Source organism: Variovorax fucosicus, from assembly GCF_030316825.1.
In the GTDB taxonomy this organism is placed as follows: Bacteria; Pseudomonadota; Gammaproteobacteria; order Burkholderiales; family Burkholderiaceae_C; genus Variovorax; species Variovorax fucosicus.
Window position 1 is genome coordinate 837,865 of the sequence record NZ_JASZYU010000001.1, and the last position, 21,740, is coordinate 859,604.

26 protein-coding genes and 1 tRNA gene are annotated in these 21,740 nt (G+C 65.0%); 5 read left to right on the forward strand and 22 right to left on the reverse strand.

Annotated features, from left to right (window positions below; translation table 11 throughout):
• Positions 1-16 precede the first annotated feature (16 nt).
• Positions 17-2,797, reverse strand: coding sequence for a preprotein translocase subunit SecA (gene secA, locus QTI05_RS03945; RefSeq protein ID WP_286622981.1), 2,781 nt, complete (start codon positions 2,795-2,797; stop codon positions 17-19).
• 186 nt (positions 2,798-2,983) lie between these two features.
• On the opposite strand from secA, the gene QTI05_RS03950 reads away from it, so the two are divergent.
• Positions 2,984-3,289, forward strand: coding sequence for a hypothetical protein (locus QTI05_RS03950; RefSeq protein ID WP_286541918.1), 306 nt, complete (start codon positions 2,984-2,986; stop codon positions 3,287-3,289).
• Between the two features lie 12 nt (positions 3,290-3,301).
• On the opposite strand, the gene QTI05_RS03955 is transcribed toward QTI05_RS03950, so the two are convergent.
• From QTI05_RS03955 to petA, 6 genes are all read right to left on the reverse strand, one after another.
• A tRNA-Thr gene (locus tag QTI05_RS03955) sits at positions 3,302-3,377 on the reverse strand.
• Positions 3,378-3,419: 42 nt separating this feature from the next.
• The gene (locus QTI05_RS03960) at positions 3,420-3,968 is read right to left on the reverse strand and encodes a ClpXP protease specificity-enhancing factor (RefSeq protein ID WP_286622982.1); all 549 of its coding nucleotides are present in this window, start codon (positions 3,966-3,968) and stop codon (positions 3,420-3,422) included.
• 157 nt (positions 3,969-4,125) lie between these two features.
• Positions 4,126-4,737 (reverse strand): glutathione S-transferase N-terminal domain-containing protein, encoded by a 612-nt coding sequence (locus QTI05_RS03965; RefSeq protein WP_286541916.1) that lies wholly within the window; start codon positions 4,735-4,737, stop codon positions 4,126-4,128.
• Positions 4,738-4,826: 89 nt separating this feature from the next.
• Positions 4,827-5,582 (reverse strand): cytochrome c1, encoded by a 756-nt coding sequence (locus QTI05_RS03970; protein ID WP_286541915.1) that lies wholly within the window; start codon positions 5,580-5,582, stop codon positions 4,827-4,829.
• Between the two features lie 16 nt (positions 5,583-5,598).
• Positions 5,599-7,035 carry a cytochrome b gene (locus QTI05_RS03975; RefSeq protein WP_286622983.1) on the reverse strand — a complete coding sequence of 479 codons (1,437 nt, stop codon included), beginning with the start codon at positions 7,033-7,035 and terminating at the stop codon, positions 5,599-5,601.
• Between the two features lie 11 nt (positions 7,036-7,046).
• A complete protein-coding gene (gene petA, locus QTI05_RS03980) occupies positions 7,047-7,661 on the reverse strand; it encodes a ubiquinol-cytochrome c reductase iron-sulfur subunit (RefSeq protein WP_286541913.1) in 615 nt (204 codons plus the stop codon).
• Positions 7,662-7,825: 164 nt separating this feature from the next.
• Here petA and mscL point away from each other — a divergent pair, with 164 nt between their 5' ends.
• Positions 7,826-8,257, forward strand: a complete 432-nt coding sequence (gene mscL, locus QTI05_RS03985; protein WP_286541912.1) for a large conductance mechanosensitive channel protein MscL — start codon at positions 7,826-7,828, stop codon at positions 8,255-8,257.
• On the opposite strand, the gene pdxA is transcribed toward mscL, so the two are convergent.
• Positions 8,244-9,278, reverse strand: a complete 1,035-nt coding sequence (gene pdxA / locus QTI05_RS03990; protein ID WP_286622984.1) for a 4-hydroxythreonine-4-phosphate dehydrogenase PdxA — start codon at positions 9,276-9,278, stop codon at positions 8,244-8,246. The two genes, mscL and pdxA, sit on opposite strands and share 14 nt — an antisense overlap.
• On the reverse strand, positions 9,275-10,048 hold the full coding sequence (locus QTI05_RS03995; RefSeq protein WP_286541910.1) for a Nif3-like dinuclear metal center hexameric protein: 774 nt from the start codon (positions 10,046-10,048) through the stop codon (positions 9,275-9,277). Before QTI05_RS03995 ends, pdxA begins: the two co-directional genes overlap by 4 nt.
• Positions 10,049-10,160: 112 nt before the next feature.
• Here QTI05_RS03995 and QTI05_RS04000 point away from each other — a divergent pair, with 112 nt between their 5' ends.
• The gene (locus QTI05_RS04000; RefSeq protein ID WP_286541909.1) at positions 10,161-11,330 is read left to right on the forward strand and encodes a Do family serine endopeptidase; all 1,170 of its coding nucleotides are present in this window, start codon (positions 10,161-10,163) and stop codon (positions 11,328-11,330) included.
• A gap of 8 nt (positions 11,331-11,338) precedes the next feature.
• On the opposite strand, the gene tatC is transcribed toward QTI05_RS04000, so the two are convergent.
• From tatC to QTI05_RS04045, 9 genes are read right to left on the reverse strand one after another with little or no spacing between them, the layout of a single operon-like run.
• Positions 11,339-12,148, reverse strand: a complete 810-nt coding sequence (gene tatC, locus QTI05_RS04005) for a twin-arginine translocase subunit TatC (RefSeq protein WP_286622985.1) — start codon at positions 12,146-12,148, stop codon at positions 11,339-11,341.
• 59 nt (positions 12,149-12,207) lie between these two features.
• Complete coding sequence (gene tatB / locus QTI05_RS04010) at positions 12,208-12,669, reverse strand: Sec-independent protein translocase protein TatB (RefSeq protein WP_286622986.1); 462 nt, start codon at positions 12,667-12,669, stop codon at positions 12,208-12,210.
• 6 nt (positions 12,670-12,675) lie between these two features.
• On the reverse strand, positions 12,676-12,915 hold the full coding sequence (gene tatA, locus QTI05_RS04015; RefSeq protein ID WP_286541906.1) for a Sec-independent protein translocase subunit TatA: 240 nt from the start codon (positions 12,913-12,915) through the stop codon (positions 12,676-12,678).
• Between the two features lie 45 nt (positions 12,916-12,960).
• Positions 12,961-13,320, reverse strand: a complete 360-nt coding sequence (locus tag QTI05_RS04020) for a histidine triad nucleotide-binding protein (protein ID WP_286541905.1) — start codon at positions 13,318-13,320, stop codon at positions 12,961-12,963.
• Positions 13,310-13,699, reverse strand: coding sequence for a DUF4870 family protein (locus QTI05_RS04025; RefSeq protein WP_286541904.1), 390 nt, complete (start codon positions 13,697-13,699; stop codon positions 13,310-13,312). Before QTI05_RS04025 ends, QTI05_RS04020 begins: the two co-directional genes overlap by 11 nt.
• Positions 13,700-13,715: 16 nt before the next feature.
• Positions 13,716-14,093: a phosphoribosyl-ATP diphosphatase gene (locus tag QTI05_RS04030; RefSeq protein WP_286541903.1), complete on the reverse strand. Its 378-nt coding sequence runs from the start codon at positions 14,091-14,093 to the stop codon at positions 13,716-13,718.
• Positions 14,090-14,482: a phosphoribosyl-AMP cyclohydrolase gene (gene hisI, locus QTI05_RS04035; protein ID WP_286622987.1), complete on the reverse strand. Its 393-nt coding sequence runs from the start codon at positions 14,480-14,482 to the stop codon at positions 14,090-14,092. Before hisI ends, QTI05_RS04030 begins: the two co-directional genes overlap by 4 nt.
• A gap of 14 nt (positions 14,483-14,496) precedes the next feature.
• The gene (gene hisF, locus QTI05_RS04040; RefSeq protein ID WP_286622989.1) at positions 14,497-15,297 is read right to left on the reverse strand and encodes an imidazole glycerol phosphate synthase subunit HisF; all 801 of its coding nucleotides are present in this window, start codon (positions 15,295-15,297) and stop codon (positions 14,497-14,499) included.
• Positions 15,298-15,308: 11 nt separating this feature from the next.
• On the reverse strand, positions 15,309-16,139 hold the full coding sequence (locus QTI05_RS04045) for a D-hexose-6-phosphate mutarotase (RefSeq protein ID WP_286622991.1): 831 nt from the start codon (positions 16,137-16,139) through the stop codon (positions 15,309-15,311).
• Positions 16,140-16,294: 155 nt separating this feature from the next.
• Here QTI05_RS04045 and QTI05_RS04050 point away from each other — a divergent pair, with 155 nt between their 5' ends.
• Both QTI05_RS04050 and QTI05_RS04055 read left to right on the forward strand, forming a co-directional pair.
• Entirely contained in the window at positions 16,295-17,602 is a 1,308-nt protein-coding gene (locus tag QTI05_RS04050) for a dicarboxylate/amino acid:cation symporter (RefSeq protein WP_286622992.1), read from the forward strand.
• Between the two features lie 8 nt (positions 17,603-17,610).
• Complete coding sequence (locus QTI05_RS04055) at positions 17,611-18,546, forward strand: amino acid ABC transporter substrate-binding protein (RefSeq protein ID WP_286622993.1); 936 nt, start codon at positions 17,611-17,613, stop codon at positions 18,544-18,546.
• 35 nt (positions 18,547-18,581) lie between these two features.
• On the opposite strand, the gene hisA is transcribed toward QTI05_RS04055, so the two are convergent.
• Genes hisA through hisC form a run of 4 tightly spaced genes read right to left on the reverse strand, consistent with a single transcriptional unit; the run spans position 18,582 to position 21,733 of the window.
• Positions 18,582-19,328 (reverse strand): 1-(5-phosphoribosyl)-5-[(5-phosphoribosylamino)methylideneamino]imidazole-4-carboxamide isomerase, encoded by a 747-nt coding sequence (gene hisA / locus QTI05_RS04060; protein ID WP_286541897.1) that lies wholly within the window; start codon positions 19,326-19,328, stop codon positions 18,582-18,584.
• A 28-nt stretch (positions 19,329-19,356) separates the two neighbouring features.
• Positions 19,357-20,007 (reverse strand): imidazole glycerol phosphate synthase subunit HisH, encoded by a 651-nt coding sequence (gene hisH / locus QTI05_RS04065; RefSeq protein WP_286543524.1) that lies wholly within the window; start codon positions 20,005-20,007, stop codon positions 19,357-19,359.
• Entirely contained in the window at positions 20,004-20,633 is a 630-nt protein-coding gene (hisB, locus tag QTI05_RS04070) for an imidazoleglycerol-phosphate dehydratase HisB (protein ID WP_286541896.1), read from the reverse strand. Before hisB ends, hisH begins: the two co-directional genes overlap by 4 nt.
• Positions 20,630-21,733: a histidinol-phosphate transaminase gene (gene hisC / locus QTI05_RS04075; RefSeq protein WP_286622994.1), complete on the reverse strand. Its 1,104-nt coding sequence runs from the start codon at positions 21,731-21,733 to the stop codon at positions 20,630-20,632. Before hisC ends, hisB begins: the two co-directional genes overlap by 4 nt.
• Positions 21,734-21,740 lie beyond the last annotated feature (7 nt).

The following is a 21,740-nucleotide window of genomic DNA, read 5'->3' on the forward strand; positions in this document are numbered from 1 at the left end:
AGGTTTCTCGCTCGGGTCAGGACAACTTGCCGTGGCAATGCTTGAATTTCTTGCCGCTGCCGCAGGGGCAGGCATCATTGCGGCCGACCCGCGCGAACGCGGCGGCACCGACGCTCAGGCCGCCACCGACCGCTGCGCGGCGCAGGCTCTCCTCGTCGACGCGCGTTTCGGCCTCGCCGGTTTCGGTCGGTGCGGTGTAGGTGATGTTCGAGATCGCGTCGGCACGGTTCTCCAGGGCTTCGGCCGCCTCGTCGAGCTGTTCGCTCGACTGCACGCGCACCGTCATGAGCTGGCGCGTCACCTCGTTCTTGACCGAGTCGAGCAACTGGCCGAACAGCTCGAACGCCTCGCGCTTGTATTCCTGCTTGGGCTGCTTCTGCGCATAGCCGCGCAGGTGAATGCCCTGGCGCAGGTAGTCGAGCGAGGACAGGTGCTCGCGCCAGTGCGTGTCGATGCTCTGCAGCAGCACCATGCGCTCGAACTGGGTGAAGTTCTCCGGCCCGATCAGTTCGACCTTGGCCGCAAAGGCCGCGTTGGCAGCCGCGACCACCTTGTCGACGATGTCGTCGTCCGACACCGCGGTCGCGCTCTCGACATCCTTGACCAACGGCAGCTCGAGGCCCCAGTCGCTGGCCAGCACTTTCTCGAGGCCCGGCAGATCCCACTGTTCTTCGACCGATTCGGCAGGCACGTACTGGCGCACCAAGTCCATGAAGCAGCCTTCGCGCAGCGCTGTGATCTGCGCACCGAGATCGGTCGCGTCGAGGATGTCGTTGCGCTGCTGGTAGATCACCTTGCGCTGGTCGTTGCTCACGTCGTCGTACTCGAGCAATTGCTTGCGCACGTCGAAGTTGCGCGCCTCGACCTTGCGCTGCGCGCTTTCGATGCTCCGCGTGACGATGCCGGCTTCGATCGCCTCGCCGTCCGGCATCTTGAGGCGCTCCATGATCGCCTTGACGCGGTCGCCCGCGAAGATGCGCATCAGCGGGTCGTCCAGGCTCAGGTAGAAGCGCGAAGAGCCGTTGTCGCCCTGCCGGCCCGAACGGCCACGCAGCTGGTTGTCGATACGGCGTGATTCGTGGCGCTCAGTGGCGATGATGCGCAGGCCGCCCTGCGCCGTGACGAACTCATGTTCCTTCGCCCAATCGGCGCGCAGTCGGGCAGCCTCGGCTTCGCGTGCCGCCTCGTCGACTTCGGGATTGGCCTCGAGCGCCTCGATCATCTTCTCGACGTTGCCGCCCAGCACGATGTCGGTGCCGCGGCCGGCCATGTTGGTCGCGATGGTGATCATCTTCGGCCGACCGGCCTGCGCCACGATGTCGGCCTCGCGTGCGTGCTGCTTGGCGTTCAGCACCTGATGCGGCAGGCCCGCCTCGTTCAGCAGGCCGTCGATGATCTCGGAGTTCTCGATCGACGAGGTGCCGACCAGCACCGGCTGGCCGCGCTCGTAGCATTCGCGGATGTCTTCGATCGCCGCCTGGTACTTCTCGCGCGTGGTCTTGTAGACCCGATCCAGCTGATCGTCGCGCTTGCTGATCCGGTTGGGCGGGATGATGACCGTCTCGAGCCCGTAGATTTCCTGGAACTCGTAGGCCTCGGTGTCGGCCGTGCCGGTCATGCCCGACAGCTTGGCGTACAACCGGAAGTAGTTCTGGAACGTGATCGAGGCGAGCGTCTGGTTCTCAGCCTGGATCTCGACGCCTTCCTTGGCTTCGACCGCCTGGTGCAGGCCGTCGCTCCAGCGCCGTCCGCTCATGAGACGGCCGGTGAATTCGTCGACGATGATCACCTCGCCCTCTTGCACCACATAGTGCTGGTCGCGGTGGTAGAGGTGGCGTGCACGCAGTGCTGCATTCAGGTGGTGCATCAGCGTGATGTTGGCCGGATCGTAGAGCGACGCACCTTCGGGCAGCAGCTTGAAGTCCGACAGGATCTGCTCGGCCTTCTCGTGGCCGTCTTCGGTCAGGAACACCTGGTGCGTTTTCTCGTCGACCGTGAAGTCGCCCGGCGTGACGACACCCTCGCCGGTGCGCGGGTCGGCCTCGCCCTCCTGCTTTTTCAGCAGCGGCACCACCTTGTTGATGGCGAGGTAGGTCTCGGTGTGGTCTTCGGCCTGGCCGCTGATGATCAGCGGCGTGCGCGCCTCGTCGATCAGGATCGAATCCACCTCGTCGACGATTGCATAGTTGAGCCCGCGCTGCACGCGATCCTGCGTCTCGTACACCATGTTGTCGCGCAGGTAGTCGAAGCCATACTCGTTGTTGGTGCCGTAGGTGATGTCGCAACGGTAGGCCTCCTGCTTGGCCTCGCGCGGCATGTTCGGCAGGTTGATGCCGACGGTCAGGCCCAGGTAGTTGTAGAGCCGGCCCATCCACTGCGCATCGCGGCTCGCCAGGTAGTCGTTCACGGTGACCACATGGACGCCCTTGCCCGAAAGGGCATTCAGGTAGACCGACAGCGTCGCGGTGAGCGTCTTGCCTTCACCCGTGCGCATTTCCGAGATCTTGCCGTTGTGCAGCGCCATGCCGCCCAGCAACTGCACGTCGAAGTGGCGCATCTTCATGATGCGCTTGGAGCCCTCGCGCACCACGGCGAAGGCTTCGGGCAGCAGGTCGTCGAGCGACTCGCCGCGTCCAAGCCGATCCTTGAACTCCTGGGTCTTGGCTTTCAGCGCCGCTTCGTCGAGCTTCTCGAAGACGGGCTCGAGGGCATTGATGCGATCGACCGTCTTGCGATACTGCTTGAGAAGACGGTCGTTGCGACTGCCGAAAAGTTGGGTGAGAAAGTTGGTGGCCATGAGTGGAGGATCGACGGGCGCCTGACAGGTTCAGGCGCTGCGACCGAAATCCTAAGATATGGTGAATGCAGGTGGGCGCGCTTTGCGCGTTTGCAAGAATCGCAAGAATGCAGGCGAGGCCCCGCTGGCGCGAACGCCGGCAAACCGCAGATTTTAGCCGTCTTGATCCGCTCCGATTGCCCCTCCATGAACCGTCGATTCAACCCCGTCACACTGCAGCAGGCGACCGAGGGCTCGCCCACCCTGGCCAGCCTGGCCGCCCGTGTGCGCGACACCAATGAGCGGCTGCGCGTGGTGCTCGAAGGCATTCCGCCGGAGATGCGTGGCGCGATCCAGGCCGGGCCGGTCGAAGGCGACGTGTGGTGCCTGCTGGTGCAAGGCAGCGCCGCAGCCGCCAAACTGCGCCAGTTGCTGCCGGCGCTGCAGGCTCGGCTGCGCAGCAAGGGTTGGGAGGGCGCGACGATCCGCATCAAGGTGCAGACCCGGCGTTGAGTGAAGAGAAGATGGTGCCGCTTGTCGGAATCGAACTGACGACCTACCGCTTACAAGGCGGTTGCTCTACCAACTGAGCTAAAGCGGCGTGGCTGTGAATTTTAGCGGGCTGGCCCCAAGGGGCTGCGGCCTACTTGATGCGCTTGAGCGCGGGGCGCGAGCCGCCGCCGGCCGGTGGCCGCGGCGGTTCCTCGCCCGGATCAACAGGCTCGGCTGGCGTCTCGGTACCTTCATCAGAGACCAGATGCACCACCTTGCCCGCGTCACCCTCGGTACCGCGCGAAGCATCGCGCAGCGGTGAGCGAGCGGGGGCGGAAAGGGCCGGCTGCGCCGCCGACGACGCGCCTTCGGCCGGTGCCGGCGCGGGAAACGCCATGCCCTGCCCATTCTCGCGCGCGTAGATTGCAATCACGCGACCGACCGGCACGCTGATCTCGCGTGCCGTGCCCGCAAAGCGTGCCTTGAACTCGATGAAATCGTTGCCGAGCTTGAGCGAGCTGGTCGCGTCGAAGCTGATGTTCAGCACGATCTCGCCGTTCTTCACGTACTCGCGAGGCACCTGCACCGACTCGTCGACCTGCACCGCGACATAGGGCGTAAACCCGTTGTCGGTGCACCATTCATACAGCGCCCGGATGAGGTACGGGCGGGTGGAAGACGACTCGAGCGCGTTGATCATGAAAATTTTCTACCGTGCAATCGCAACACTGTGGCCCGAAACAGCCTCTGCCTCTTCGCAAAACACCGCGGAACCGGCTCCGCCGGGCCGCAGGTGTTGCCCCCGGTAGGGGGTTGGCGAAGCGACACGAAGTGCGCGAAGCCTGGGGGCGAGCCTATTATTTGCGCATGACCTTTTCGGACGGCGTCAGTGCCTCGATATAGGCCGGGCGCGAGAAGATCCGCTCGGCGTACTTGAGCAGCGGCGCAGCATTCTTGCTGAGGTCGATGCCGTAGTAGTCAAGACGCCAGAGCAGTGGCGCGATCGCCACATCGAGCATCGAGAAGTTGTCGCCCAGCATGTACTTGTTCTTGAGGAACACGGGTGCGAGTTGCGTGAGGCGGTCGCGGATGTGCGCACGTGCCTTTTCGAGCGCCTTCTCGTTGCCCTTGGCGGTGCGATTCTCGAGCGTCGACACGTGCACGAACAGTTCCTTCTCGAAGTTGAGCAGGAACAGGCGCACGCGCGCGCGGTCGACCGGGTCGCCGGGCATCAATTGCGGATGGGGGAAGCGCTCGTCGATGTACTCGTTGATGATGTTCGACTCGTACAGGATCAGGTCGCGCTCGACCAGAATCGGCACCTGGCCGTACGGGTTCATCACGCTGATGTCTTCGGGCTTGTTGTAGAGATCGACGTCGCGGATCTCGAAGTCCATGCCCTTCTCGAACAGCACGAAGCGGCAACGATGGGAGAAAGGGCAGGTCGTTCCTGAATACAAAACCATCATGGCGAAAGGCTCCTAAAAATCAAAAAGAGTGGGTCGCGTTTGCAACCCACTCTGCGGGATCGGGCGCGGCGCACCCGATCGGCGTTGAACTACTTGACGTCTTTCCAGTACGACGCATTCAGGCGCCACACGAAGACCACCGCCATCGCCAGGAAAAGAAGCACCCAGACGCCGATGCGCACGCGCGTGTTCTGCGCCGGTTCGGCCATCCACTGCAGGTAGTTGACGAGGTCGCCAACGGCCTGGTCGAATTGCAGCGGCGTCATGGCGCCAGGGGTGATCTGCTCCCAGCCCTTGAACACCTCGGTCGCGTGGCCATGCGCTTCGACCTTCTCATAGACCGGGCGACGGTCGCCCTGCAGTTCCCACAGCACGTGGGGCATGGCAACACTCGGAAATGCGAGGTTGTTCCAGCCGGTGGCCTTGGTGTCGTCGCGGTAGTACGTACGCAGGTAGGTGTAGAGATAGTCGGCACCGGTGCCGCCATGGCCGGCGCGCGAGCGTGCCACCAGCGTCAGGTCGGGCGGCACGGCGCCGAACCATTCCTTGGCCTGGCGGGGCTCGATATTGGCCTTCATGGTTTCGCCGACCTTGTCGGTCGTGAACAGCAGGTTGTCCTTGATCTGCTGTTCGGTGATCCCGATGTCCTGCAGCCGGTTGTAGCGCATGAACGCCGCCGAATGGCAGTTCAGGCAGTAGTTGACGAACAGCTTGGCGCCGTTCTGCAACGAGGCAACGTCGTTGGTCTTGTTGGGCGCCTTGTCCCAGGCAATGCCTTCTTCGTTCGCCTGGGCACCGCCGATCAGGGCGAAGGCGGTCATCAACGTGAGGATGAGTTTTTTCATTCTTGTGTGCTCCCGCTCAGTGCGCCGCGAAAACAACGCGCTCGGGAACGGTCTTGAACTCGCCCAGCCGGCTCCACCAGGGCATCAGCAGGAAGAAGCCGAAGTACAGCAGCGTGCCGATCTGCGAGACGGTCTGTGCGATGTCGAGCGCGAACGACCCGATCACCAGGTTGCCCCAGACGCCCGGCGCCTGGATGCCAAGGTAGCCCAGGATCAGGAAGAAGAACACGAACACGCCGTAGACATACTTGTGCCAGCTCGGGCGATACCGGATCGACTTGACCAGGCTGTGATCCAGCCAGGGCAGGAAGAACAGGATGATGACCGAGCCGCCCATCACGACCACGCCCCAGAACTTGGCGTCGAAGGTCTTGAGCAGGAGGATCGCGATGGCCGCCACGACAACGGCCGCGATCTTGAGCGCCATGCCCGACTTGCCCCTGACGAAATTGAAGATGGCCGCCAGCGCGACGATCAGCGCGAACACGTTGACCATGTCGTCGGTGGTCGCACGCAGCATCGAATAGAACGGCGTGAAATACCAGACCGGCGCGATGTGGTTCGGCGTTTTCAGCGAATCGGCCGGAATGAAGTTGTTGTACTCGAGGAAGTAGCCGCCTGCTTCCGGCGCGAAGAAGATCACGGCCGAGAAGATGGTCAGGAACACCACCACGCCGAAGATGTCGTGCACCGTGTAGTACGGGTGCGAAGGGATGCCGTCGACGGGATGGCCGTCGGGGCCACGGTTCGCCTTGATCTCGATGCCGTCGGGGTTGTTCGAACCCACTTCGTGCAGCGCGATCAGGTGGGCCACCACCAGGCCGAGCAGCACCAGCGGCACGGCGATCACGTGGAAGCTGAAAAAGCGGTTCAGCGTCGCATCGCTCACCACATAGTCGCCGCGGATCAGCAGCGCCAGATCCGGGCCGACAAAGGGGATGGCAGCGAACAGGTTCACGATGACCTGGGCACCCCAGTAGCTCATCTGGCCCCAGGGCAGCAGGTAGCCCATGAAGGCTTCGGCCATCAGGCACAGGAAGATCGCACAGCCGAACACCCAGATCAGCTCGCGCGGCTTGCGGTAGCTGCCGTACATGAGCCCGCGGAACATGTGCAGGTAGACGACGATGAAGAAGGCCGAGGCGCCGGTCGAGTGGATGTAGCGGATCAGCCAGCCCCAGGGCACGTCGCGCATGATGTACTCGACCGAAGCAAACGCCTGGTTCGCGTCGGGCTTGTAGTGCATCACGAGGAAGATGCCGGTGACGATCTGGATCACGAGGACCAGCATCGCCAGCGAGCCGAAGATGTACCAGAAGTTGAAGTTCTTCGGTGCGTAGTACTTGCCCCACTGGTCGTTCCAGAGCTTGGTCAGCGGGAAGCGGTTGTCGACCCAGTTGAGCAGCTTCTCGCCGGCCGGCGCGTTGGGCGAGATTTCCTTGAATTCAGCCATGTTCTTGTGCCTCAGGCTTTCTTGTCTTCGCCGATGAGGAGGCGCGTGTCGGAGAGGTACATGTGCGGCGGCACCGGCAGGTTGTCGGGCGCAGGCTTGTTCTTGAACACGCGACCCGCCAAGTCGAAGGTCGAGCCGTGGCAAGGGCACAGGAAACCGCCTTCCCAGTCGCTCGGCAGCGAGGGTTGCGGGCCGGACTGCAGCCGGTCGACCGGCGAACAGCCGAGGTGGGTGCAGATGCCGACCACGACCAGCACTTCGGGCTTGATCGAGCGGTTTTCGTTCTGCGCGTATTTGGGAGTGAAGTCGTCAGGGTGGCGCTTCGACTGCGGATCGGCCAGTTGCGAATCGAGCTTGGGCAGCTGCGCGACCTGCGCGGGCGTGCGCTTGAGGATCCAGACCGGCTTGCCGCGCCATTCGACCGTCATCTTCTCGCCGACCTTGAGCCCGCTGATGTCGACCTCGACCGGCGCACCGGCCGCCTTGGCTTTTTCCGACGGTTGAAAGGTGCTCACGAACGGCACGGCAACGGCCACACCGCCCACAGCGCCAGCGCAGCTGGATGCGATCAACCATGTCCGCTTGCTGGCGTCGATCCTGGGGCTGCCGACGGGGATGTCACTCATGGGGGTCCTCAAATCTTCTACGCGGGGGCTTGGGTCAACCGCGGATTGTAGCGGAGCGTAAGAGGCGGATTCAACGGCACGGAGCCTCTGCGCGCAGGTGCCGCAAGCCCGCGCGCGACCTATACTCGGCCACTTTTGCGCAACCATCACAAGGGGTCGTCGCCATGAGCGTGCTTAAGGAATTTCGCGAGTTCGCGGTCAAGGGCAACGTGATCGACCTGGCGGTCGGCGTGATCATCGGCGCTGCCTTCGGCAAGATCGTCGACTCGCTGGTGACCGACATCATCATGCCGCTCGCTGGCCTGGTGTTCGGCAAGCTCGACTTCTCCAACCTGTATGTTGTGCTCGGCACTGCGCCGGCCGGCGTCGCCAACAACCTCGCCGACCTCAAGAAGGCCGGCGTGCCCGTGCTGGCTTATGGCAACTTCATCACCATCGCCGTCAACTTCGTGATTCTGGCCTTCATCATCTTCATGATGGTCAAGCAGATCAACAGGCTGCGCCACACCGAAGAGGCGGCTCCCGCAGCCCCGCCCGAGCCGACCGAGGACGTTGTGCTGCTGCGCGAGATCCGCGACAGCCTCAAGCGGCCCTGAAGTGCGGCGCAGCGGATAGCGCTCGCGCCATCCGGATCGCAGCCAGCAGGCTCGCCGGATCGGCGATTCCCTGTCCGGCGATGTCGAAGGCCGTGCCGTGGTCGGGACTGGTTCGCACCAGTGGCAGCCCCAGCGTCACATTGACGCCCTGTTCGACGCCCAGATACTTCACCGGGATCAGGCCTTGGTCGTGGTACATCGCGACCACCGCATCGAATTCGCCGGTGCGAGCCCGCATGAACACCGTGTCGGGCGCATAGGGCCCCAGGGCGTCGATGCCCTCGGCACGCGCCGCCGCAATCGCCGGTCCGATGATCTCCCGCTCCTCCGACCCGAACAAGCCGCCCTCGCCCGCATGCGGATTGAGGCCGGCCACCGCGATCCGGGGCGCGCGGCCGAGCGCCTTTCCCAACGCCTGCTGCGTGATGCGTAGCGTCTGCAGCACGCCATCGAAGTTCACCGCTTCGATTGCCTGGCGCAACGACAGGTGGATGCTGACCAGCACGGTGCGCAACTCGTTGTTGGCCAGCATCATGCGAACCGGCACTTCGCCGGGCGGACGGCCGAGGTGGGCCGCCGATTCCGCCTGCAGCAGTTCGGTGTGGCCGGGAAAGTCGAAGCCCGCCGCGTGCAGCGCCTCCTTGTGCAACGGTGCGGTCACGATCGCGGCCAGTTCGCCGCGCAGTGCCGCACGCGCGGCCCAGATCACCGCGTCGCCGGCCGCACGGCCTGCGGCCGCGCTGATCCGGCCCACCACCACGCCCTGCGGCGGTGCAATCGCCTGCAGAACCGGCACGCAGCGGGGAGGCACGCCGTCGAGTTGCTGCAGCGATTCGATCAGCGCGACCGGCAGCGCGGGTCGTCCAGGCGCCGCCAACGCCTGGCTGGTCTGACGCAGGGTCTCGACGTCGCCGGCCACGAAGCAGCCGCGCGTGAGTTCGGTCTCGTCGCGAAACGCCTTGACGATGATCTCGGGCCCGATGCCGGCCGGGTCGCCGAGCGTGATGGCAACAGGTTTCAAGCGGGGTTGTCGATGTCAATGAACTCGTGCTTCAGCCCGAGCTGCGCGGCCACGTGGGCGGCCACCGCCGGTGCGCCGTAGCGCTCGGTCGCGTGGTGGCCGCAGGCCAGGAAGGCCACACCCATCTCGCGCGCGTAGTGCGCCTGCGGCTCCGAGATCTCGCCGGTGATGAACGCGTCGGCCCCCGCGGCGATCGCGGCTTCGAAGTAGCCCTGCGCGCCGCCGGTGCACCAGGCGATGTTCTTGACCGGGCGGTGCGCCGTGTCCAGCAGGGTCACCGGCCGTTTGAGCACCTTTTCCGCATGCGCTGCGAGGGCCGCGGCGCTGGCGAATCCCTCCCCATCCCTGCGCCCGCCGAAAAATCCCAGTTCCTGTTCGCCGAAGCGCCCGGTCGACCCGGCGTGCGCCACCAGCCCCAGTTGCAGGCCGAACTGCGCGTTGTTGCCCAGTTCGGGATGCGCGTCCAGCGGCAGGTGGTAGGCAAAAAGATTGACATCGTCACCGAGCAGCAGGCCGAGCCGCTGCCGCATCCAGCCCGTCACGCGCCCGTCCTGGCCGCGCCAGAACAGACCGTGGTGCACGAAGATGGCGTCGGCTTCGGCATGAATCGCCGCTTCGATCAGCGCCCGGCTGGCGGTCACGCCCGACACGATCTTGCGCACCGTGGTGCGGCCCTCCACCTGCAGGCCGTTCGGACCGTAGTCCTTGAAACGGCCGGGGGCCAGCAGGACATCGAAGGCAAGCAGCAGTTCGTGGCGCGTGGTGCTCATGTCGTGATTGTGGCCCCGGCGCGGACTGCTGGCGAGACGCGTTGGGGGACAATGGTGGTTTGGTCGCGCAACCGCCATGGTCGCGCGCCTCGCAACCTTCTCTGGCCTTTTCATGAAACGCACCTGGCTGCTGTTTGCCCAAGCCGTCACCGTCCTGCTGGCGGCCTACTTTGTCGTCGCCACCTTGAAGCCCGAATGGCTGAGCCGACGCACGACCTCGCTCGGTGGGGTGGTTTCGGTGATCGAAGCACCCGCGACGGGTTCGACGCCGGCCGCACCCGGCAGCTTGGCCAGCGCAGCCAAGAAAGCCTCGCCGGCCGTGGTCAGCATCAACACCAGCAAGGCAGCACAGCGCAACCCGCGCAGCAACGATCCGTGGTTCCGCTTCTTCTTCGGCGACCAGGCCGGCGAACAACCGCAAGTGGGACTCGGCAGCGGCGTGATCGTCAGTTCCGACGGCTACATCCTCACCAACAACCACGTGGTCGAAGGCGCCGACGAGATCGAGGTGACGCTCAACGACAGCCGGCATGTGCGCGCCAAGGTGGTCGGCACCGACCCCGACACCGACCTCGCCGTGCTCAAGGTCGAACTCGACAAGCTGCCCGTGATCACGCTCGGCAATTCGGATGCGCTGCAAGTGGGTGACCAGGTGCTCGCGATCGGCAACCCGTTCGGGGTCGGCCAGACCGTGACCAGCGGCATCGTCTCGGCGCTGGGCCGCAATCAGCTCGGCATCAACACCTTCGAGAACTTCATCCAGACCGACGCCGCCATCAACCCCGGCAATTCGGGTGGCGCGCTGATCGACATCAGCGGCAACCTCGAGGGGATCAACACCGCGATCTATTCGCGCTCCGGCGGCAGCATGGGGATCGGTTTTGCCATTCCGGTGTCGACCGCCAAACAGGTGCTGGAAGACATCGTGCGCGACGGCAAGGTCACACGCGGGTGGATTGGCGTGGAGCCGAGCGACCTGTCGCCCGAGTTGGCCGAAACCTTCGGCGTCAAGGCCGACAAGGGCGTGATCATCACCGGCGTGCTGCAGGCTGGCCCGGCCGCCAAGGCCGGCATCCGGCCCGGCGACGTGATCACCGGCGTCGGCGCGAAGAAGATCGACAACGTGCAGGAGCTGCTGACCGCCGTGGCCGGCCTCAAGCCCGGCAGCGCCGCGCGCTTCGCCCTGCAGCGCGGCGGCGACAAGATGGAACTCGACGTGACTTCGGGTCTGCGGCCGAAAACGCCGATCCGCCGCGCGCCGGCGGCACCCGAAACCGAATAGGAGCCCGCTCAGGGCTTGGCGGAATCGGCGCTGGTGTCGGCGTCTTCGCCCGGCGCCTTGCTGTGCCGCACGAAGTACTTCGCCGCGACGATGCCGATTTCGTAGAGCAGGCACATCGGGATCGCCAGCGCCAGTTGCGACACCACGTCAGGCGGCGTCAGCACCGCGGCGACGATGAACGCGACCACGATGAAGTAGCCACGGAACGCGCGCAACTTCTCGATGGTGACCATCTCGAAGCGCACCAGCAGCATCACCACGATCGGCACCTGGAATGCCACGCCGAACGCGATATAGAGGGACAGGATCGCCTCCACGTACGACGAGATGTCGGGCGTCGCCGACACCGAGGCCGGGGTGAACTTCTGGATGAAGCCGAACATCTTGTCGAGCACGAAGAACTGCACGAACGCGATGCCGCCGTAGGCCAGCATGCTGCCGAAGAAGATCAACGGCAAGGCAAACCGCTTCTCGTGGCTGTAGAGCCCGGGCGCCACGAACATCCAGATCTGGTACATGAGCCAGGGCAAGGCCAGCAGCACCGCCGTCATGCCCAGCACCTTGAGCGGCACGAAGAACGGCGAGAAGACGCCAATGGCGATCAGCTTGGCGTCGGCCGGCATGTGGGCGCGGATCGGCACAGCGATCAGGTCGATCAGCCCGCTCGGGCCGGGCCAGATCGCCAGCAGCGCCGCCGCCACGGCCAGGCCATAGCAGCAGTAGAGCAGGCGGTCGCGCAACTCGACCAGATGCTGCACGAAGGGCTGCTCCGTGCCTGCGAGCTCGTCTTCTTTGTTGTTGTTCGGGGATTCGGCCATGGGGAAAAGTAATTGGCCGGTGCGAAGTCCGGCGCGCGAGGGCGCTCAGTAACCCGGGTTCAGTTGATCTTGTGGGGCCGGAAGCGCGCCACGCGCGCCGCGCCCGACAGCGCCTTGGTGCGCACGCCGTTGCGCGACTTGTACCACTGCGGCGTGGCGCCCTGCTTCAGGCGCCAGTTCTTGCGTGGATGCTTGTACTCGGGGAAGGTGGGCACGACATCCGACAAGGCGGTGTAGCCGCCGTCGCCGGTGTCCTTGAAGCTCTTTTCGATCGCGTTCGCCTCGTTGTGGATGCTGTGCTCCACATCGCGCGCCGCTTCTTCGACGGTGCTCTTCATCTTGCGAAGCTCGTCGAGCTCCATCGAGCGGTTGACCTCCGCCTTGACGTCGTTCACGTAACGCTGCGCCTTGCCGAGCAAGGTGCCGACGGTTCGCGCCACGCGCGGCAGCTTTTCGGGCCCGATGACGATCAGCGCCACCACGCCGATCAGCGCCATCTTTTCGATGCCGAGGTCGAGCACGAGCGCTTAGGACTTCTGACGGGCTTCGACGTCGATCGTCGACTTGTCGGCAGCGGGGTTGCCGCTCACCTGCGCCGGCGGGGTGGTGGTCGCGGTGTCGCTGGTGGCACCGTCTTTCATGCCGTCCTTGAAACCCTTGACGGCGCCGCCGAGGTCACCGCCCATGTTGCGCAGTTTTTTGGTGCCGAACACCATCACCACGATCAGCAGCACGATCAGCCAGTGCCAGATTGAAAATGAACCCATGGATGACTCCTGAAGAATGTATCGAATTTTAGTCGGGCGGCGAAGTCAGCCACGCAACCAGGGTCGGGGGCCGCCCATGACGTGAACATGGAGATGATGGACTTCCTGTCCGCCCTCGGCGCCTGTGTTCACCACCACGCGAAAACCGCCTGCGGGATACGGGTTGCAGCCGGCCTCGACCGCGAGCTTCGGCGCCAGCGTCATGATCTTGCCCATCAAGGCGGCGTCGTCGGGCGTCAGTTGCGCCATCGAGGGAATATGGCGCTTGGGCACCAGCATGAAATGCACCGGCGCCCAGGGCGCGATGTCGTGGAAGCCGAACAGCTCGTCGTCTTCGTAGATCTTGCGCGAGGGAATCTTGCCCTCGACGATCTTGCAGAAAATGCAGCTCGGATCAGACGACATTGGCAGGCTCCATCGGTCGACCGGCGTTCATGCGAACCATTCCTTTGATGATGCGATAGAGAAACCACAGCGAAATCAGCGCCCATGCGATCCAGCCCGGCGCCAGCAGCAGCAGCCAGAGGGGCGAGGTCACCACGTACAGCACGCCAGCCCACAGCACCGAGCGGATGCGCCAGCTGAAGTGCGAGGCCTGCCAGGTGCCGGCCGCGTCGTCGCGCTTGACCAAGTCGATGACCAGCGCAATCAGCAGCAGTGCGATGGACGCCTGCGCGCCCGGCAGCACCGCGCCGATCGCGACGATCAGGTGCATGAAGTAGCTGATCCAGCCGATCGTCTTGAGCGACTCGTTCGGCGTCACGTCGATGATTTCGTTGGCCATGGCTTTTTCTTCCCGTTCAGTCGTTGGAAGCTTCGCGATCCTGCGCCTTGCGCAGGGCCTTTTCCTCGATGCCGCTGGTGCCCTCTCGGCGCTCCAGCTCGGCGATCACCTGGCGCGGCGTGAGTCCGTAGTGGGCCAGCGCCACCATGCTGTGGAACCACAAATCTGCCACTTCGTTCACTATTTTTGCGCGATCGCCGCCGTGGTCGGCGTCCTTGGCGGCCATCACTACCTCGGTGGCTTCCTCGCCGATTTTCTTCAGGAATGCGTCGGGGCCCTTGTGCAAAAGGCGCGCCACATAGCTCTTCTCGGGGTCGCCGCCGCGCGCCGGAAGGCGGGTCTCGATGATCGCCGCCAGGCGATCCAGGGCGTCGGTACTCAGGGTTTCCGTCATGACTTGTAGATCGCCTCGGGGTCTTTCAAGACCGGTTCGACCACTGTCCACTGGCCGTTTTCGTATTTGCTGAAAAAGCAGCTGTGCCGGCCGGTGTGGCAGGCGATGCCCGGCTCGTGGCCCAGTTGGCTCACCTTGAGCAACACCACGTCGTTGTCGCAATCGAGCCGGATCTCGTGCACGGTCTGCACGTGGCCGGACTCCTCGCCCTTGAACCAGAGCTTGTTGCGCGACCGGCTGAAGTACACGGCCCGGCCCAGCTCGGCCGTCTTGGCGAGCGCTTCCCGGTTCATCCAGGCGAACATCAGCACGTCGTTGCTGCCCTGCTCCTGCGCGATCACCGGCACCAGGCCGCTCGCGTCCCATTTCACTTCGTCAAGCCAGTTCATCCGGCGATTGTCCGCTACAGCCGGACCGGAATGCCGCGCGCCGCCATGCGCGCCTTGGCCTCGCCTACCGTGTGATCGCCGTAGTGGAAGATGCTGGCCGCCAGCACCGCGTCGGCGCCGCCCTGCTGCACGCCGTCGGCCAGGTGGTCGAGATTGCCGACGCCGCCCGAGGCGATTACCGGCACGCTGACCGCGTCGCTCACCGCGCGGGTCAACGCCAGGTCGAAACCGCTCTTGGTGCCGTCGCGGTCCATGCTGGTCAGCAGGATCTCGCCGGCACCGCGGCGCACCATCTCGACGGCCCACTGCACCGCGTCAAGGCCGGTGTTCTTGCGGCCGCCGTGGCTGTAGACGTCCCAGCCCGGGCCGGCGGCCTTGCCGTCCGCGCCGATGCGGGTTTCGTCTTCTGCGGTGCGGCGCTTGGCGTCGATGGCCACCACGATGCACTGGGCACCGTACTTGTGCGAGGCCGCCTCGATCACCTGCGGGTCTGCGATGGCGGCCGAGTTGAAGCTGGTCTTGTCGGCGCCCGCATTGAGCAGCCGGCGCACGTCGGCCACGGTGCGCACGCCGCCGCCGACCGTGAGCGGAATGAACACCTGCGAAGCCACCGCTTCGATGATTGGCAGGATCAGGTCGCGCCCGTCGCTGGTGGCGGTAATGTCGAGGAAAGTGAGTTCGTCGGCGCCCTGTGCGTTGTAGCGCGCGGCAATTTCCACCGGGTCGCCGGCGTCGCGCAATTCGAGAAAATTGACGCCCTTGACGACACGGCCGCCGGTGACGTCGAGGCAGGGAATGATGCGTTTGGCCAGCATGGGGTTGTTGTTCAAAGGACGGTGAGTTGTTGCCAGGCCTGCCATTGCGCGCCCGGCGCCAGCAGCACGTTCTCATCGATGCGCGCAGCCTCGACACAGAGCATGTGGCGCCAGCCGTCATCCGGCAGGTCGGCCAGTTTGGCGCTGAGCGCTGCGCCGGGGTTCCAGATTACGGTTTCGGTGCAGCCCGCGCTCTGGGCGATCTGCAAGGTGCCCGACGGCTGCACCAGTTTCAGCGGGCCCGACGGCGCGGCATAGACGCTGTCGAATTCGGTGTCGAAGCGCAGGGCCTCTGCCATCTCGACATGGCGGTCGTCGCGCACCGCATCCCAGCGATTGGCGCCCCGAAGCCCTTCGAGCCGCGCCTGCGCGATGTCGTCGACGCGCAAGTAGCTGTGCAATGCCAGCGCAAAACTCATCGGCGCGCCGCCGGTGTTGGTCACGTCGATCGCCACCCGCAGCTGGCGCGGCGCCAGCGCCACCGTCAGTTGCAGGCGAAACGCGTGCGGCCAGAGGGTGCGCGTGGCTTCGTCGTCGCGCAGGGCCAGAGCGAGCTGCCCCTCCTTGCCGGGCACCGCCTGCCACGGCAGGTTGCGCGCAAAGCCGTGCTTGGGCAGCGCGCCGCGCTGGTTGAACTGCGGCCAGCAGACCGGCACGCCTCCGCGAATGGCGCTGCGGCCATCGAACAGCGCATCGGGGCTCAGATAGATGCGCTCGACACCGTCGGCCGTGGTCCACGAGAGCAGCTGCGCACCGTGCAGCGAGACCACCGCACGGCCGCCCTCCGGCAGGGTCAAGGCCAGCGCCGGCTGGCCACGGAATTCAAGGGACTGGGTCGGCATGGGGTCGATTCTAGGGAGCGCCGCGCCGCCGTTCGAAGCCGCCCGCATAACGGCAGGCACGATTTGCATGGCCGCCCATTGGCGCGGGCACGGATTTGGCATGAAATCGCTGCCGGACGACAACTCCCGAATTTCTTTCAACAAAAGGGGCTCAGATGAAAAAGAAATTGCCACCCGCCATCTGGATCCTGATCGCCATGGTGATCGGGATCGTGCTTGGCTACATGATCTTCATCAGCTTTCCCGACAAGAAGGCTGCGTCCCAGATCGCAGGCTACATCTCGATCATGTCTGACGTGTTTCTGCGGCTGATCAAGATGCTGATCGGCCCGCTGGTGTTCTCGACGCTGGTGGTCGGCATCGCGCACATGGGCGACGCCGCTTCGGTGGGCCGCGTGTTCGGCAAGGCGCTGGGCTGGTTCGTCACCGCCTCGCTGATCTCGCTGATTCTGGGCCTCATCATGGCCAACTTGCTGCAGCCGGGCCACAACCTGGGGCTGCCATTGCCCGATATTGGTGCCTCGGCCAACCTGGCCACCTCCAAGTTCACGCTGAAGGACTTCGTGAGCCACCTGGTGCCGAAGTCGTTCGCCGAAGCCATGGCCAACAACGAGATCCTGCAGATCGTCGTGTTCTCGATGTTCTTCGGGGTGGCGCTGGCATCGCTGGGCGACAAGGCCAAGACGCTGGTCGCCGCGATCGACGAGCTGTCCCACGCGATGCTGAAGATCACCGGCTACGTGATGAAGCTGGCCCCCCTGGCCGTGATGGCCGCCATGGCCGCCACCGTGGCCGTCAATGGGCTGGAGATCCTGCTCAAGTTCGCCGTGTTCATGGGCGACTTCTACCTCGGGCTGTTCGTGCTGTGGGCGGTGCTGATCGGTGCCGGCTTCCTGTTCCTCGGCCCGCGCGTGTTCAAGCTGCTGGTGCTGATCAAGGAGGCTTTCCTGCTGTCTTTCGCCACGGCCAGCTCGGAAGCGGCCTACCCGAAGATTCTCGACGCGCTCGACCGTTTCGGCGTGAAGCGCAAGATCTCCAGCTTCGTGATGCCGATGGGCTACTCGTTCAACCTGGACGGCTCGATGATGTATTGCACCTTCGCGGTGCTGTTCATCGCACAGGCCTACAACATCGAGCTGCCGCTCGGCACCCAGATCACGATGCTGCTGATCCTGATGCTCACCTCCAAGGGCATGGCCGGCGTGCCGCGCGCCTCGCTGGTGGTGATCGCCGCCACGCTGAACCAGTTCAACATTCCCGAAGCCGGCTTGCTGCTGATCCTCGGCGTCGACACCTTCCTCGACATGGGTCGCTCGGCCACCAACGCGGTGGGCAACTCGATCGCCACCGCCGTGGTCGCCAAGTGGGAAGGCGAGCTGATGCCGGAATCCGAGGCCGCCGCCAATGCCCGCGCGATCGACGCCGAGCTCTCAGCCACGCTGGCCCATCCGGCGCACGCCTGAGTACGGCCATGAACTCCGCACGTTCGGCATGGAGACTGGCCCGCAGGCTGGCGGCCGCGGGGCTGCTGGCCTCGGGGCTCGGTGTGGCGGTGGCACAGACGCAGACCGATGCGTCGCTCACCGGCACGCTCGCCAAGGTGCGCAATGCCGGCGCCGTAACCATCGGCTACCGCGAGTCGTCGATTCCGTTCTCGTACCTGTCGGCGCGCAAGGAACCGATCGGCTACTCGATCGAGCTCTGCAAGCAGCTGGTCGACGCTATCGGCGACGCGGTGCACAAGACCCTGGCCATCAAGTGGGTGCCCGTGACCCCGGCCTCGCGCATCGACGCGGTGGCCAATGGCCAGGTCGACCTGGAATGCGGCTCGACCACCAGCAACCTGGAGCGCCAGAAGCGCGTGGCCTTCTCGCCCACGCTGTTCGTCTCGGGCACCAAGCTGCTCGTCAAGAAGGGCTCGCCCGTCAAGACCTTCCGCGACCTGGCCGGCAAGACGGTGGCCGTGACTGCCGGCACCACCAACGAAAAGACCATGAAGGACTTGTCGGAGCGCTTCAAGCTCGGGCTGAACATCGTGGTGTCGGCCGACCATGCCGAATCGTTCGGACTGGTGAAAGCCGGCAAGGCCGAGGCGTTCGCCACCGACGACGTGCTGCTCTATGGCTTCATCGCCGAAGACAAGGCGGCGTCGCAGGGACAGAGCGCCTACGAGGTGGTCGGCGACTTCCTTTCATACGACCCGTACGGCGTGATGTACCGCAAGGACGATCCGCAGATGGCCCGCGTGGTGAACGAGACCTTCCAGATGCTGGCGCAGGACGGTGAGATCGAGCGTCAGTACAAGCGCTGGTTCCTGCGCAAGCTGCCCTCGGGCACGAGCATCGACCTGCCCATGAGCCCGCAGCTCGAAACCATCCTGCAAACCATGGCGGTCAAGTCGGAATAGGAAAGGCTTCAGCGCGCCTCAGCGCGCTGAAGCGCCTACTGCGTGTTGGCGAGTTCGTCGGCCCTGGCCTGGGCTGCGGCGAAGTCGAGGTCGCCCGAATAGATCGCGCGGCCGCAGATCACGCCTTCGACGCCGTCGGATTCGACTGCGCAGAGGCGTTCGATGTCCGCCATGTTCGACAGGCCGCCCGACGCGATCACCGGGATCGTGAGCGCCTGCGCGAGCTTGACCGTGGCCTCAATGTTGATGCCCGACAACATGCCGTCGCGGCCGATGTCGGTGTAGATGATCGATTCGACGCCGTAGTCCTCGAACTTCTTGCCGAGGTCGGCCACCTCGTGGCCGGTGAGCTTGCTCCAGCCGTCGGTCGCGACCTTGCCGTCTTTCGCGTCCAGCCCGACGATGATGTGGCCGCCGAAAGCGCTGCACGCGTCTTTCAGGAAGCCCGGGTTCTTGACCGCGGCGGTGCCGATGATCACGTAGCGCAGGCCGTCGTCGATGTAGCGCTCGATCGTGTCGAGGTCGCGGATGCCGCCGCCGAGCTGCACCGGGATGTCGTCGCCCACCGCGCGCAGGATCGCCTTGATGGCGGCATGGTTCTGCGGCTTGCCGGCGAAGGCGCCGTTCAGGTCGACCAGGTGCAACCGCCGCGCGCCGGCTTCAAGCCACTGGAGCGCCATCGCGGCCGGGTCTTCACTGAAGATGGTGGACTGGTCCATGTCGCCCTGCTTGAGGCGAACGCAGTGACCGTCCTTGAGATCGATGGCGGGAATCAACAGCATGGCGAGGCAAGGCAACCCGAAGGCGGCTTTAAGGGTTCCAGTGGAGAAAATTGCGGTAGAGCTGCAACCCGTGCTCCGAACTCTTTTCGGGATGGAACTGGGTCGCAAAAATATTATCGCGCGCGATCGCTGCGCTGAACGGCGCGCCGTAGTCGGTTTCGCCCACGCTGTGCTTGGCGTCGGCAGGCCGCGCGTAGAAGCTGTGCACGAAATAGAAGTAGCTGCTGTCGGGAACGCCCGCCCACACTTGGTGCGGCCGGGCCTGCCGAACCTGGTTCCAACCCATCTGCGGCACCTTGTAGCGGCTGCCGTCGGGCTGCATGCGGCCCGCAAGCTCGAACTTGACCACCTGGCCCGGAATCAGCCCGAGGCCGTCGGTCGGGCCTTCGTCGCTGGCCGACAGCAGCATCTGCATTCCGACGCAGACGCCGAACAGCGGTTTGTTGGCAGCGGCTTCGAGCACCGATTCCTGCAGGCCCGAATCGCGCAGTTCGCGCATGCAGTCGGGCATCGCGCCCTGGCCCGGCAGCACCACGCGCGTGGCCTTGCGCACCACGTCAGGGTCGGACGTGACGAACACCTGCACGCCAACCTGGTCGGCCGCATGCTGCACCGCCTGCGAGACCGAGCGCAGGTTACCCATGCCGTAGTCGACGACCGCGACAGTGTTATTTGTCAGAGGGAACCCTTCGTCGATGGAATGACGCCCGCGGAACGCGGATCGAGTTCGAGCGCGCCACGCAACGCGCGGGCAAAGGCCTTGAACACCGTCTCGCACTGGTGGTGCGCGTTCACGCCCTTCAGGTTGTCGATGTGCAGCGTGACGAAGGCGTGGTTCGCGAAGCCCTGGAAGAACTCGTAGGTGAGCTGGCTGTCGAAGGTGCCGATCATTCCGCTTGTGAACGGCACGTGCATCTCGAGGCCGGGGCGTCCGGAGAAGTCGATCACGACGCGCGACAGCGCCTCGTCGAGCGGTACATAGGCATGGCCGTAGCGGCGGATGCCCTTCTTGTCGCCCACGGCCCGGGCTACCGCCTGGCCCAGCGTGATGCCGACGTCTTCCACGGTGTGATGGCCGTCGATGTGCAGGTCGCCCTGACAGTCGATCTCGAGGTCGATCAGCCCGTGGCGGGCGATCTGGTCGAGCATGTGGTCGAAAAAGCCGATGCCGGTGGCGAGCCGCGCCCGTCCGGTGCCGTCGAGGTTGACGCTGACGGTGATTTTCGTCTCGGCAGTGTTGCGCGTGACCGAGGCCGTGCGCGCGCCGGCCGCAACGACTGCTTCAGGTGCCGTGGGGGTGTTCATAAGGAGTCTCGAAGCGCCGCGAGCATCTGCGCATTTTCGTCGGCCGTTCCGACGGTCAGGCGCAGGCAGTTCGCCAGCAGTTCGTGCATTTTAGAAACGTTCTTCACCAGCACGCCGCGCGCCCGGAGTCCGTCGAAGGCCTTTGTGGCATCCGGAACACGCACCAGCACCATGTTGGCGTCGCTGGGCCAGACTTTCAGCCCCGGCAGCTGTGCCAGTCCGGCCAGAAGTTTCGCGCGTTCGGCGCGGATGGCCTCGGCCTGCGCTTCGAACACCGCCGCATGCTCCAGCGCGAACAGCGCGCACTCGCAGTTCAGCACGCTGATGTTGTAGGGCGGCCGCACCTTGTCGACTTCGGCGATCAGCGCAGCGGGCCCCATCAGGTACCCCAGCCGCACGCCGGCCAGGCCGAATTTGCTGAGAGTGCGCATCAGGAGCACGTGGCGATGGCGCTGGATGCGGTCGATGTAGCTGCGCGCCGCGAAGGGCTGGTAGGCCTCGTCCATCACGACCAGGCCACCCTGCGCGCCCTGCGCTTCGACGATCTTCTCGATGACCGCGTCGTCCCACAGGTTGGCGGTCGGGTTGTTCGGGTAGGCGAGGTAGACGATGGCCGGCTTGTCGCGCGCGATCGCCGCCAGCATCGCGGCGCCGTCGAGTTCGAAGTCGGCAGTCAGCGGCACGCCGGTGAACTTCAGGCCCTGCAACTGCGCGCTCATCGCATACATGACGAAACCCGGCACCGGCGCCAGGACGCCGGCCCCTGGGAGGTCGCAGGCCATCGCGAGCAGCGAGATCAGCTCGTCGGAGCCGTTTCCCAGCATCAGCGCGAAGCCTTGGGGCATGCATGCGTGCGCGGCCAGTGCGCGCTTGAGATCGTTGCCGCGGTCGCCGGGGTAGCGATTGAGCGCCAGCGCACCGAGGCGCGCGCCCAACTCGGCCTGCAACGCGGGGGGCAGGCCGTGCGGGTTCTCCATCGCATCGAGCTTGAGGAGGCCGCGCGCATCCTGAACGGCATAGGCGTGCATCGACTGCACATCGGCGCGGATGCGGCCCAGCGCGGGGTTGGCGGGAGCAGTGATGTCGGCAGCAGCGTTCATGAGGAGA

Bases quoted from the DNA above. Each gene is read 5' to 3' on its own strand.
- hisC (WP_286622994.1), bottom strand. From the start codon at position 21,733: ATGAACGCTGCTGCCGACATCACTGCTCCCGCCAACCCCGCGCTGGGC.
- QTI05_RS04025 (WP_286541904.1), bottom strand. From the start codon at position 13,699: ATGGCCAACGAAATCATCGACGTGACGCCGAACGAGTCGCTCAAGACG.
- QTI05_RS03995 (WP_286541910.1), bottom strand. From the start codon at position 10,048: ATGAGCACCACGCGCCACGAACTGCTGCTTGCCTTCGATGTCCTGCTG.
- hisA (WP_286541897.1), bottom strand. From the start codon at position 19,328: ATGCTGTTGATTCCCGCCATCGATCTCAAGGACGGTCACTGCGTTCGC.
- QTI05_RS04045 (WP_286622991.1), bottom strand. From the start codon at position 16,139: ATGCCGACCCAGTCCCTTGAATTCCGTGGCCAGCCGGCGCTGGCCTTG.
- mscL (WP_286541912.1), top strand. From the start codon at position 7,826: ATGAGCGTGCTTAAGGAATTTCGCGAGTTCGCGGTCAAGGGCAACGTG.
- QTI05_RS03950 (WP_286541918.1), top strand. From the start codon at position 2,984: ATGAACCGTCGATTCAACCCCGTCACACTGCAGCAGGCGACCGAGGGC.
- QTI05_RS04050 (WP_286622992.1), top strand. From the start codon at position 16,295: ATGAAAAAGAAATTGCCACCCGCCATCTGGATCCTGATCGCCATGGTG.
- tatC (WP_286622985.1), bottom strand. From the start codon at position 12,148: ATGGCCGAATCCCCGAACAACAACAAAGAAGACGAGCTCGCAGGCACG.
- QTI05_RS04000 (WP_286541909.1), top strand. From the start codon at position 10,161: ATGAAACGCACCTGGCTGCTGTTTGCCCAAGCCGTCACCGTCCTGCTG.
- QTI05_RS03970 (WP_286541915.1), bottom strand. From the start codon at position 5,582: ATGAAAAAACTCATCCTCACGTTGATGACCGCCTTCGCCCTGATCGGC.
- QTI05_RS04020 (WP_286541905.1), bottom strand. From the start codon at position 13,320: ATGTCGTCTGATCCGAGCTGCATTTTCTGCAAGATCGTCGAGGGCAAG.
- hisF (WP_286622989.1), bottom strand. From the start codon at position 15,297: ATGCTGGCCAAACGCATCATTCCCTGCCTCGACGTCACCGGCGGCCGT.
- tatA (WP_286541906.1), bottom strand. From the start codon at position 12,915: ATGGGTTCATTTTCAATCTGGCACTGGCTGATCGTGCTGCTGATCGTG.
- QTI05_RS03960 (WP_286622982.1), bottom strand. From the start codon at position 3,968: ATGATCAACGCGCTCGAGTCGTCTTCCACCCGCCCGTACCTCATCCGG.
- QTI05_RS04055 (WP_286622993.1), top strand. From the start codon at position 17,611: ATGAACTCCGCACGTTCGGCATGGAGACTGGCCCGCAGGCTGGCGGCC.
- hisI (WP_286622987.1), bottom strand. From the start codon at position 14,482: ATGAACTGGCTTGACGAAGTGAAATGGGACGCGAGCGGCCTGGTGCCG.
- secA (WP_286622981.1), bottom strand. From the start codon at position 2,797: ATGGCCACCAACTTTCTCACCCAACTTTTCGGCAGTCGCAACGACCGT.
- QTI05_RS03975 (WP_286622983.1), bottom strand. From the start codon at position 7,035: ATGGCTGAATTCAAGGAAATCTCGCCCAACGCGCCGGCCGGCGAGAAG.
- QTI05_RS04030 (WP_286541903.1), bottom strand. From the start codon at position 14,093: ATGACGGAAACCCTGAGTACCGACGCCCTGGATCGCCTGGCGGCGATC.
- hisB (WP_286541896.1), bottom strand. From the start codon at position 20,633: ATGAACACCCCCACGGCACCTGAAGCAGTCGTTGCGGCCGGCGCGCGC.
- QTI05_RS03965 (WP_286541916.1), bottom strand. From the start codon at position 4,737: ATGATGGTTTTGTATTCAGGAACGACCTGCCCTTTCTCCCATCGTTGC.
- petA (WP_286541913.1), bottom strand. From the start codon at position 7,661: ATGAGTGACATCCCCGTCGGCAGCCCCAGGATCGACGCCAGCAAGCGG.